Source organism: Sphingobacterium sp. NPDC055431 (assembly GCF_053644255.1).
In genome coordinates, this window is record NZ_JBSHLH010000003.1 from 211,562 (window position 1) to 223,947 (window position 12,386).

The following is a 12,386-nucleotide window of genomic DNA, read 5'->3' on the forward strand; positions in this document are numbered from 1 at the left end:
TTCCTGTTAAATATTTTGCTGAATGACCTCTTTATAATTATATTTAGTGTTAAATTGACATTTATAAACTTTTTAAATTATGAAACCAATACAATATAATGTACCAGTTCCTAAGGATAGGACGGTATTTGTGCAGGAAGACATATTAGATAAGTTTTATCCGTATATGCATCGTCATGTTGAGTATCAGATTATTATGATTGTAGCTGGTAGCGGTCAACTGTTGGTTGATGACAATCTTCATAATTTTCAACAGGGTGATATCTTTTTGGTTGGTTCCAATCAAGCTCATGTTTTCAAGAATGACCAAAGTTCAGAAGGGATAAGGTCTGTTTCCGTATTTTTCAATCTAGAGGGCGCCTTGCTTAATTTGTTAAATTTGCCTGAGTTGAGCGTATTAATGGAATTCATCAGCAATAACTGTAGAGGTTTTCAGGTTCCAAAACAGCATTTAGCTCCGATACGGAGAAGAATCGAGGTTTTGAAACGATCTGATAGGATGGACCAATTGGTGAACTTCTTTTATCTGTTAAAATCGTTAAATATGGTCTCTGCTGATTTGACGCCACTTTCAGGGGTTTCTCATTATGAAACAGATGCCTTTGGTGGTTTCAAGATCAATTCTTTATGTAGGTTTATTGAGGAGAATTTTAAAGAGAACATTTCCTTATGCGATGTTGCAGAAAAGGCAAACTTAACCCCACAGGCATTCTGTAGATATTTCAAGAAATGCACGGGAAAGACTTTTGTATCCTATTTAAATGAAATCCGGGTTCGTGAAGCCTGTCGTTTATTAGGTAATGATAAATATGATTGTGTTTCCATTATAGCTTACAGCAGTGGATTTAACAGCATCACCAATTTCAATCGAGTATTTCGGAGTGTTATCGGCACCTCACCCAAGGAATATGCATTAAACTACAAGAACTTTTTATATCAATAAATAGAAAAGGTTAAAATTCAGTAAACAAATATTAAAAGGCGGTTAGGCGAGGAGCTATTAAGTGGCTAGTTTTGGTTATACAATTATAATTTAAAACAAGAAAACTTACTATGGCTCAATTAAATTGGAAAGGAATTTATCCTGCTGTTTTGACTCCATTTAAGGAGAATGGAGAAATTGATTTTGAAATGTTTGCCAAAAACACGGAGGCGCAGATTTCTGCGGGTGTTCATGGGATCATTATTGCGGGAACTCTGGGAGATGCTGCTGTACTAGACAATGATGAAAAATTTGAATTGCTCTCTTATGCGAAAAAAGTTGTTGCTGGAAGAATTCCACTAATTCTGAATATTGCGGAAAATACGACCAAAAATGCGGTTGACTTTGCAAAAAAAGCAAAGGAACTTGGCGCGGATGGTTTGATGTTACTGCCTCCAATGCGTTATAAAGCAGATGACCGTGAAGTGGTAGAATACTTTAAGGCTGTTGCCAGCGCGACTGACCTTCCTATCTTAATTTACAACAACCCTGTTGATTATGCGACCTACGTTTCATTGAGCATGTTTGAAGAATTGAAGGATTACCCAAGTATTCAAGCGGTGAAAGAATCAACCAGAGATCTGTCTAACATTACCAGAATGAAGAATAAGTTTGGCGATCGCTTTAAGGTTTTGGGTGGTGTAGATACCATTTCATTGGAAACCGTACTCCTTGGTGCAGATGGATTGGTCGCAGGATTGGTTGATGCTTTTCCAAGAGAAACCATGGCAATGTACAATTATGCCCTGGATGGTGAAATTGAGAAAGCCATTGAAATATATAGATGGTTTATGCCATTGTTAGAATTGGATATCCATCCAAAACTTATCCAGTACATCAAATTAGCTGCTACAGCTGAAGGAATCTGTACACCGCATGTTCGCGCGCCAAGGTTGCCTTTGGTAGGTGAAGAAGCGACAAGAATAAACAAGATAATTGCTGATGGCATTGCAAGTCGTCCGGTTTTGAATTAAATCGGAAGAAGTGCATTCTTTGGGACATAAAGTTGGTCTTACAGCTTTATGTCCCTTTAATAGTAAACCCAATTGAATATGAACCAAAAAAAAGAATACTTAGATAAATGTGTAGAGCTGGCTGCTGAGGCGTATCAATTTTTAAAGTCCACTACGGTTAGAGATCGGGCCAAGTTTATGCATGCTGTAGCAGATCGAATTGAAAGTCTAGGGACGGAATTGATCGAGACAGCAAATCAGGAGACTTCCTTACCTTTTCCTCGTTTGGAGGGCGAGAAGGCTAGGACCATCTGGCAATGGCGCAGTTATGCAAATGCGATTTCCAATGGCCTGTACAGTGAGGCAAGGATTGACTTAGCAAATCCAGAAAAAGGAAAGAATGATATTCGCAAATACAATCTAGGCATTGGGCCAGTGGTTGTATTTGGGGCTAGCAACTTTCCTTTTGCTTTTTCAACCGCAGGTGGAGATACCGCAAGTGCCCTAGCTGCAGGATGCCCAGTCATTGTAAAAGGTCATTCGGGGCACGAGAAAACTTCTACGATGATGTCTAAGGCGATCACGGAAGTCGTAAAGGAATTTGGATGGCCTGAGGGTGTCTTCAACCATATCCTTGGCAATGAAGTTGAAGGTGCCAAAGAGAAGATAGGCGCTTATTTGGTTGCTCAGCAAGGTATTAAAGCGGTGGGTTTTACCGGTTCCTATTGGGGTGGAAAAGCCCTGTTTGATATTGCGAACCAGAGGGAAGAACCCATTCCTGTCTTTGCGGAAATGGGAAGCATCAATCCAGTATTTGCCTTCGGGAATATATTGGAGGAGAAAGCAGAAGCTTTGGCAAAGGAATACGCATCATCCTTAACCTTGGGAGTAGGGCAGTTTTGTACCAATCCAGGATTGTTCATTGCGGTGAAAGGGGAAGCATTGGAACGATTTAAATCGAGCCTGCATGATGCGATTGCCGCGATCAATTCAGCCCATATGCTGAATCAAGGGATCTATTCACATTTTGAGAAAAACAAGGATCTATTGAGCAGTCAAGCTGAGGTTGCAATACTTTCAGAGTCGAATTCTATTGCTGAATCTGGCCAGGGCCGACCAAGGGTAGCCTTGACCTCCGCAGCGAATTTCTTGACCAATGAAGTTTTGGCTGAGGAAGTTTTCGGTCCGTTTGGATTATTGATAGAAGCAGATTCCATATCAGAAGTAGAGAAAATCGCAAGAAACCTAAAAGGACAACTGACGATAACTATTGCTGGAACGGAGAAAGATGCTGAAGACAATAAGACGATATTAAACATCATAAAAGATAAGGCCGGAAGGCTATTGTTCAATGGAATGCCAACCGGGGTTGAGGTCGTGTATGCGATGCAGCATGGCGGGCCTTTCCCTTCGAGTACAGATCCAAGGTTTACCTCGGTAGGACCTGATTCCATTAAGCGGTTTTTACGTCCATTGGCATTTCAGAACTGGCCAGATCAGTTTCTTCCAGCTGAACTGAAAAATGGCAACCCCCTTGCTATCAATCGCCTTGTGGATGGTACGAGTACTAAGGATTCCATAAATGCAAACCAATAGATAGATGAAGAAAACATTTTTTTGTATTGATTCCCATACATGCGGTTGCCCTGTGCGGTTAGTAGCTGGAGGTGGTCCATATTTGAACGGGAATTCCATGATGGAACGCAGGCTCCATTTTATGGAGGAGTATGATTGGATCAGAAAAGGGTTGATGTTTGAGCCTAGAGGCCATGATATGATGAGTGGTAGCATTCTTTATCCACCTATCGACCCTAATAATGATACGGGTGTACTCTATATTGAAACCAGTGGTTGCTTGCCGATGTGTGGCCATGGGACCATTGGAACAGTGACTATTGCCATCGAAGAAGGATTGGTGATTCCGAAAGTGCCGGGAAAGCTTAGATTGGAAACACCAGCAGGATTGATCTTGATTGATTATGTGCAGGAAGGCCCAAAGGTCAAAACAGTAAAGTTGACCAATGTGAAATCCTTTTTATATAAATCAGAATTGACAGTGGACTGTCCGGATTTAGGGGAGATTGTTGCTGATGTTGCATACGGAGGTAATTTTTATGCGATTGTAGATCCTCAGAAGAACTTTAGGGATATCAGTGATTTCTCCGCTAGCCAATTGATCCATTATGGCAAGTTGATCCGTTCCCTGTTGAATGAGAAGTATGAATTTATCCATCCTGAGAATGAAAATATTTATGGTTTGAGCCATATTCAATGGACCGGCAAACCGACCAAGGAGAATTCCACAGGTAGAAATGCAGTATTGGTAGGTGAGAATGCCCTCGATCGCTCACCTTGTGGAACAGGGACTTCAGCTCGCATGGCGCAATGGTATGCAAAAGGGAAATTAAAGCCAGGAGATGAATTTGTCCATGAAAGTTATATAGGCTCGCAATTTATTGGGCGGATTGAGGAAGAGACCCAATTGGCGGGTCATGCTGCCATCGTTCCATCAGTAGAAGGGTGGGCAATCATTACGGGATATAGTCAGATCATCATAGATGATATGGACCCGTATAAAGAAGGATTTCAAGTTATGTAATTCACGATAACCATTAAATAAAGTGTCAAAAAACCATAAAGGAAATGTAGTTATTATCGGGGCTGGGATTGCAGGTCTATCCACAGCATATTATTTATTAAAAGATGGTTGGCAAGTCACTGTTCTGGAGAAGGACAATGGCAAGAACAATTGTTCCTATGGCAATGCAGGAATGATCGTTCCAAGTCATTTTACACCTTTGGCAGCACCTGGAATGGTAGCCCAAGGAGTAAAATGGATGCTGAACAGTAAGAGCCCGTTTTATGTTAGGCCATCATTGAACCTCGGATTGATCGACTGGGGACTGAAATTTCTAAAATATGCCAATGAGAAGCATGTAGAAAGGAATGCTGAAGCAATCCGTGATTTGAATCTGGAAAGCAGTAAGCTATATGATCAGTTAGCTACAGAAGATGGCCTTGACTTTGAGCTGAGGCAGAACGGCATTTTGATGATGTACAAATCAAAAGAAGTCGAGCATGAGGAAATAGAATTGGCAGAAAAGGCGAACCGATTAGGATTAGATACTCAGGTTTTAGATCGGAATGGCGTGCAAGAATTAGAACCGAACCTAAAGGTCGATACATTGGGTGCTATTCTTTATAAGTGTGATGGAATTATGTATCCACCTAAATTAATGCAGGAATTGACAACCTATCTTGTAAATCATGGAGTGGAATTTCATTATGCAACTGAAGTTAATGGATTTGAGACCAGTGGGAATAAAATCAAATCCGCAGTGACCACTAAAGGAAACTTTCAAGCAGATGAGTTTGTGGTAACTGGAGGAGCAGCATTGGGCAAGATAGGTGCTAAATTACACTTGAAATTGCCACTGATGCCTGGGAAAGGCTATTCCTTTATGTTCAATCCTGAGGAAGGCACCTCGATGAATCACGCAGCACTTTTGCTGGAAGCAAGGGTTGCCGTGACACCGATGAACAATCAGATCCGATTTAGTGGTACCATGGAATTGGGCCCTGCGAATGATAAAATCTACCAGAACAGGGTTAAAGGAATCGTTGAATCTATCCCAAAATACTATCCTGATATTCAAATTGACTATCCAAACGATATATGGTTTGGATATAGACCATGTTCCCCTGATGGGCTTCCTTATTTAGGGAGGACCAAGAAATACAGCAATGTAATCATTGCCGGGGGCGGAGGTATGATGGGCCTAAGTTTGGGGCCTGCCTTTGGTAAAAGCATAGCAAGGATCCTATCCAATGAAAAGATAGAATCGAATATTTCGGGCTTTAATCCGGACCGATTCCAGTAGCAATTTAACCTACCTAAATTATGATTATGAAAAACCGGAAAAACATTGACCTTAAATCATTTATTGGAATTGGAATTATCGCTATGACTAGTGCTACAACATTTGCTCAAGAAAGTGGCTTGTACGATCATACCACTCCCATCGAACCTTATATCATACAATACAGAAATGACCTGCAGGCCATCAATTATTTTTATGGACCGATGCCGAAAGGTTGGGGATTTCAGAGTGCGGCAGCTTCTCCTGAACAAATAGGCAGATTACTCCTGCTGGATCAGGATTACGAAAAGAAACTGCAGCAGTTTGACTATAAAAAACTCAATACCAATGGTCAGGTCGATTATATTTTACTGAACAGAAAAATCAAAAGGAATATTGAGGACCTTAAATCCAATCAAACCGCATATAACCGTGTGAAGGGTTACCTGCCTTTTGCAGATAGCATCCTTGAATTTGAGAAGAAAAGAAGACGTGGTGGAGCAGTGGATGCAAAGGAGGTAGCAACGGCTTTTGAAAAAGCCTCGGCCCAGATTGATCAAGAACTTAAGAAATTGGAAGAGGTAAAAGCTATACCTTCTGCAGATGTTGAATATTTAGAAAGTCTCTTAGAGTCTCTTAAATTAAGATTGGAAAGCTCATTTGACTTCTATAATGGCTATGAACCTCTGTTTTCTTGGTGGGTTCCAAAATCCTATGATCGATTACAGGAAAAGCTAAAAGAGTATAAGGACCTTATAGTATCGAAATCAGATTTGAAGGCCTTTGATGATGGTAGCAATATCGCTGGTAAGCGCGTCGGCAAGGAGGTGTTAAATAAAATGCTGAAGGATGAAATGATTTCCTACAATGCCGATGAGCTCCTGAAAATTGCTGATAAGGAATGGCAATGGTGTGTTGCAGAACTTTTGAAGGCTTCCAAGGAGATGGGTTTTGGCGAAGATTGGAAGAAAGCTCAGGAAAAAGTAAAGAACTCTTATGTCCCTGAAGGAAAGCAACCTGAATTGATCAATGAGCTGTATGATAAAGCCATGAACTTTATCAATGAAAAGCAATTGATCGATATTCCACCCTTGGCAGATGAAACTTGGGGAATGATCATGATGACACCAGAACGTCAGTTGGTCAATCCCTTCTTCACGGGCGGTCGAGAAATCAGTATCTCGTATCCAACCAGTACCATGACTTACGACCAGAAAATGATGAGCATGCGTGGAAATAATCCACATTTCTCCCTTGGAACAGTTCAGCATGAATTGATCCCTGGGCATCATCTACAGTATTTTATGAACCGCAGGTATAAACCCTATAGAGAACAGAATTTCAATACCCCTTTTTGGACGGAAGGCTGGACCTTGTATTGGGAGCTGCTATTGTATAGAATGGGATTCCCGAAAACACCAGAAGAGCGGATAGGGATGCTGTTCTGGAGGATGCACCGTTGTGCAAGGATAACCTTCAGTATCAAATTCCATATCGGAGAATGGACTCCACAACAATGCATAGATTATTTGGTAAATCAAGTAGGACATGAGCCTGCAAATGCCCATGGCGAAGTAAAAAGATCCTTTGAAGGTTCTTACGATCCATTATATCAATTGGCCTATATGATCGGCGGTTTGCAATTGTTGAACATCAGCGATGAAATGGTCGGCTCAGGTAAAATGACGTATAAGGAATTTCATGACCGTGTGATCAAAGAAAACTATATGCCTATGGAGATGCTGAGGGCTATCTTGACCAATCAGAATCTGAATCCTGACCATCAATCTTCTTGGAAATTCTATAAATTCTAAACCAGCGACCTAAATTATGGAAGAAAACAAACAGGAATTTAAGAAGTCATTGGGCCTATTGGATGCAACCATGTTGGTGGCTGGTAGTATGATTGGATCCGGTATTTTCATAGTTTCGTCAGATATCGCCAGGAATACAGGTTCTGCAGGATGGCTGATGATCGTGTGGGCGATATCTGGGTTTATGACTTTGGCAGCAGCATTGAGTTATGGGGAGTTGAGCTCGATGTTTCCAAAAGCTGGAGGGCAATATGTTTATCTAAAAGAAGCTTATGGACCTGTGGTCAGCTTTACCTTTGGATGGACTTTTTTCGCTGTTATCCAAACGGCTACCATTGCCGCTGTAGGCGTGGCATTTGCAAAGTTTACCGCCTATTTGTTCCCAAGTTTGGACGAGGATGTCTATTTGCTAACCATTGGGACCTATCATATATCATCGGCACAGGTGCTGGCAATTGCCGTTATTTTGCTACTGACCTTTATCAATACCTTAGGGGTACAGAATGGGAAAGTGGTACAGACAACATTGACTCTGATCAAGATATTAAGTTTGGTATTGGCAGTATTGTTTGGCTTTGCGGCCTTCGACCTAGAAGTCTGGAATCACAATTGGAACAGCGCCGATACTTGGAGCCTCAGCCGTTTGGCCATAGATGGAAGCAAAAACGATTATACCTTTTTAGCAGGATTAGGGGCTATTTCAGCCGGTTTGGTGGGTGCATTGTTCAGCAGTGACTCCTGGCATTCCTCTTCTGCAGTGGCTGGCGAGATTAAAAATCCGCAGCGCAATATCGGCTTAAGCTTGGCATTAGGGACCATTATCGTAACAGTAATCTACCTTTTGACCAACCTAATGTATACTGGTGTCCTCCAAATGGAGGAAATGGCAAGTGCCCCTAAGGATAGGGTAGCGATGGTTGCCGCCCAAGAAATATTTGGCCCAATCGGAATCACCGTCCTTGCCATTATGATTATGGTGAGCACCTTCGGATGTAATAATGGACTGATTATGGCAGGTGCCAGAATCTATTATTCCATGGCAAAAGATGGCCTGTTCTTCAAAAAAACAAAAGAGCTTAACAAACATGCCGTACCGAGCTATGCGCTATGGTTACAGGGAATTATTGCCTGCCTCTGGTGTCTAACTGGAAAGTATGGAGACCTTTTGGATATGATCACCTGTGTGGTTGTGATTTTCTATGTGCTATGCATCATCGGGATTTTTATTTTAAGAAAAAACAGACCGGATATACCAAGGCCCTATAAAGCCTTCGGATATCCAATAATCCCCGCAATTTATATTGTACTGGGAATATCCTTTATTTTGTTACTTGTCTTTTACAAACCACAGTTTACTTGGCCGGGAATAATTATTACATTATTGGGCATACCGATTTATTTTATTGTAAAGTCTAAAAAATCGTCACTATGAAATTGAGAATTACTGCTTTTTTGCTGTTTATTCTTCAAGTTTCCAGCTATGCACAAGGAACCTTGGATGATTATAAAAGAGCAAAGGAGGTTCGAAACAATTTTGGAAAGATCTATAATATCCCTCAGCAGATCACTTGGGCTGAAGATGGAGGGTCTTTCGTCTACAAACTGAAACAGAAGGACAACAAAAGCATCCTGGTTTTAGTTGATGCACAAGCAAAGAGCAAAAAGATCATTGATCTTGAAGCTATGTCTGAACAGATGTCCAAGCTCCTTTCTGAAACTGTACCCTTAAACAACAGTTGGTTTGTGGGCTTAAAGCCTATCAACAACAATGAGATCGAATTCACGGAAAAGAAAAAAGTTTGGCGTTGGAATGTTGTGGAGAATAAACTTTCTATTCAAAAGGAATTGAATGACACCGATAGAAGTTCTGGATACTGGGGGCAAAAATGGGACGATAGCAAAGGAGATCCTGTTGAATCACCAGATCAGGTTTATCTAGCCTATATCAAAAACAACAATGTCTATGTCAGGAAGAAAACAGATCTAAAGAGTGAAAAGCAAATGACTTTCGATGGAAGTCCAGGGCTCTATTACTCTGCCAGAATCGATTGGTCTCCTGATTCGAAAAAGCTGAGTACCTCAAAAGTCAGGAAAGCTGAGGTTCGACAGTTGACCTTGTTAGAGTCATCGCCTACGGATCAATTGCAACCAAAATTGCAGTATAGAGATTATGCAAAACCTGGGGATGCCCTTTCGCAATATTACCCTGTCATAGTAAATGTTGAATCAGCACAGGTTGTGGAAGTAGATCCTAAGCAAGTGGAAAATCAGTTTTCGCTGTACAACATCCGTTGGAGACCAGATAATAATGCTATTACCTTTGAATACAACCAACGCGGACACCAACGCTATGACGTATTGGAACTGAATGCTGTAAATGGTCAAACAAAACCGATCATTTCAGAAACCAGCAAAACCTTTATTGACTATAGTGGCAAGAAATACAGAAAAGACCTAGAAAAGACCAATGAAATCGTGTGGACTTCAGAGCGTGATGGCTGGAACCATATGTATTTAATTGATGCAAAGACAGGCAAAGTGAAGAACCAAATCAGCAAAGGAGATTGGGTGGTGCGCAAAGTGATCAATGTCAATGAGGCGGATAGAAATGTTATTTTTGAGGCAAGTGGGAGGAATAAAAATGAAGACCCTTATCTAGTTCGATATTACAGTATTGGATTGGATGGTAATGGGTTGAAAGAACTGAGTCCTGAAGTTGCCAATCATCAAGGTTATTTTAATAAAGACTTTTCTAAGTTTATCGATATCTACTCCTTGGTTGACCAAGCACCTAAAGCAGTATTGAGAGATGCTAAGACAGGAAAGGTAGAATTAGAGCTAGAAGGTGCAGATCTGTCTGAACTGGCTGCCACCGGTTGGAAAGCGCCCGAGGTGTTTTCGTCAGTAGGTAGAGATGGGAAAACAGATATCTGGGGAATTATTATCAGACCTAATAATTTTGATCCTAATAAAAAATATCCTGTGATAGAATACATCTACGCTGGTCCACATAGCTCCTTTGTTCCAAAATCATTTACTCCTGGCTTGTCTGGCATGTATGAATTGGCGGAGTTAGGGTTTATTGTGGTTCAGATAGATGGAATGGGAACTTCAAACCGTTCCAAAGCCTTTCATGATGTAGCTTGGAAGAATCTGAAGGATGCTGGTTTTCCAGATCGGATTGCGTGGATGAAAGTTGCAGCACAGAAGTATCCGTATATGGATATTGATAAGGTGGGCATCTATGGCACCTCAGCTGGTGGACAGTCCTCAACAGGCGCTGTTTTGTTCCATCCTGAATTCTATAAGGTTGCGGTTTCTTCCTGCGGCTGTCATGATAACCGTATGGACAAAATCTGGTGGAATGAACAATGGATGGGCTGGCCAATCGGTCCGCAGTATGCAGAATGTTCGAATATTGAAAATGCCCATCGCCTGGAAGGTAAATTGATGTTGATTGTCGGTGAACTCGATGACAACGTAGATCCTGCTTCCACCTATCAGTTGGTCAACCAGTTGATCAAAAATGGCAAGGAACATGAATTGATCATGGTGCCGGGGATGGGGCATTCTTCGGGTGGTGATTATGGCGAAAAGAAAAGGAGAGACTTCTTCGTGAAGAATCTACTCGGAGTGGAACCTCCTGCTTGGAACATGTATTGATAAGCTAAAATCGTTCATAAAATAATTAAACAAAAAATGATGAGAACAATTGATAATGAAACAATAGATCAAGTACTGAATTATGATAGGATGTTGGAGGCATTGTACAAGACCTTTATTTCCAATTTTACCATGCCTGTTCGACATCATCATTTTTACAGTACCCCTGAGTCCGCTGAGAATGCATTGATCCTAATGCCAGCTTGGACGGACAAATACCTTGGTTGCAAACAGGTTATTGTAGCTCCCAAAAACGCTGAGCAAAATTTACCTGCTATCCACGCCTTGTATACCTTGTTCAATGCGGAAACGGGTGTGCCCTTGGCGCAGATGAATGCTACCAAACTAACTTCCGTACGCACTGCCTGTGCTTCGGCATTGGCAGCTAAATACCTCGCTAGGGAAGAGGTTGAAAACTTACTGATTATCGGAAGTGGTAGTGTCGCAGCTCATTTGGCCCAAGCCCATTCGGCCGTAAGGAATTACAAGCACATAGAAGTTTGGGCTAGAAATTCTGCTAAAGCTCAGTCCTTGGTAAATGGTTTAAATGAACAAGGATTTACAAATGTGTGCTTGGCAAACAATCTCCAAGAAGCAATACAAAAGGCTGACGTTATTTCCAGTGCAACGCTTTCAAAGGAACCAATTATCAAAGGAGCATGGTTAAAACCTGGCGTCCATCTGGATTTAATTGGCTCCCACACCCCGAAGACCAGAGAAGCTGACGATGAGGTCATCCGGAAAAGCTCAATTTATGTGGATTCCAGAGAAGGTGCTCTCCATGAAACCGGAGAATTGGCCATTCCAATCGCTTCAGGGATCTTGGATCCTCTTGAGGTGAAAGCTGATCTGGTTGAACTATGTAAAGCGAATAAATCAGCAAGAAAGGATGATGATGAAATCACCATGTTTAAATCTGCTGGATTAGCCATTGAAGATCTGGCAGCGGCATTAATGGTTTATGAAGCTGTTGCTGAATAAATATTGCACATAAAATAAATAAAAATAAAGTCTCAAAGGTCGCTAAAATTTTAGCGACCTTTTTATTTTACGAGCGATCTAAGTTTTTCCCTTTATTTCTCTTGTGATTGGATTATTTCATTTGGTCAATGAT

The 12,386-nt window shown here is 41.2% G+C and carries 9 protein-coding genes; all 9 read left to right on the forward strand.

The annotated features are described in order from the left end of the window. Window positions 1–79 precede the first annotated feature (79 nt). The 9 genes from ACWIB3_RS05485 to ACWIB3_RS05525 all read left to right on the forward strand — a co-directional run bounded on the left by ACWIB3_RS05485 (window position 80) and on the right by ACWIB3_RS05525 (window position 12,253). The gene (locus tag ACWIB3_RS05485; protein WP_185211540.1) at window positions 80–943 is read left to right on the forward strand and encodes an AraC family transcriptional regulator; all 864 of its coding nucleotides are present in this window, start codon (window positions 80–82) and stop codon (window positions 941–943) included. 110 nt (window positions 944–1,053) lie between these two features. Further along, window positions 1,054–1,956, forward strand: a complete 903-nt coding sequence (locus ACWIB3_RS05490; protein ID WP_254528452.1) for a dihydrodipicolinate synthase family protein — start codon at window positions 1,054–1,056, stop codon at window positions 1,954–1,956. 78 nt (window positions 1,957–2,034) lie between these two features. Continuing rightward, the gene (locus ACWIB3_RS05495) at window positions 2,035–3,531 is read left to right on the forward strand and encodes an aldehyde dehydrogenase (NADP(+)) (RefSeq protein ID WP_454291102.1); all 1,497 of its coding nucleotides are present in this window, start codon (window positions 2,035–2,037) and stop codon (window positions 3,529–3,531) included. A 4-nt stretch (window positions 3,532–3,535) separates the two neighbouring features. Next, complete coding sequence (locus ACWIB3_RS05500; protein ID WP_254528456.1) at window positions 3,536–4,534, forward strand: 4-hydroxyproline epimerase; 999 nt, start codon at window positions 3,536–3,538, stop codon at window positions 4,532–4,534. A 22-nt stretch (window positions 4,535–4,556) separates the two neighbouring features. Next, window positions 4,557–5,816, forward strand: a complete 1,260-nt coding sequence (locus tag ACWIB3_RS05505) for an NAD(P)/FAD-dependent oxidoreductase (RefSeq protein ID WP_454291103.1) — start codon at window positions 4,557–4,559, stop codon at window positions 5,814–5,816. A gap of 26 nt (window positions 5,817–5,842) precedes the next feature. Then, the gene (locus ACWIB3_RS05510) at window positions 5,843–7,609 is read left to right on the forward strand and encodes a DUF885 family protein (protein WP_454291104.1); all 1,767 of its coding nucleotides are present in this window, start codon (window positions 5,843–5,845) and stop codon (window positions 7,607–7,609) included. A gap of 16 nt (window positions 7,610–7,625) precedes the next feature. Further along, window positions 7,626–9,041 (forward strand): APC family permease, encoded by a 1,416-nt coding sequence (locus tag ACWIB3_RS05515; RefSeq protein ID WP_454291105.1) that lies wholly within the window; start codon window positions 7,626–7,628, stop codon window positions 9,039–9,041. Beyond that, entirely contained in the window at window positions 9,038–11,272 is a 2,235-nt protein-coding gene (locus ACWIB3_RS05520; RefSeq protein WP_454291106.1) for a prolyl oligopeptidase family serine peptidase, read from the forward strand. Before ACWIB3_RS05515 ends, ACWIB3_RS05520 begins: the two co-directional genes overlap by 4 nt. Window positions 11,273–11,308: 36 nt before the next feature. Beyond that, the gene (locus tag ACWIB3_RS05525) at window positions 11,309–12,253 is read left to right on the forward strand and encodes an ornithine cyclodeaminase family protein (protein ID WP_454291107.1); all 945 of its coding nucleotides are present in this window, start codon (window positions 11,309–11,311) and stop codon (window positions 12,251–12,253) included. The last annotated feature ends 133 nt before the right edge of the window (window positions 12,254–12,386 follow it).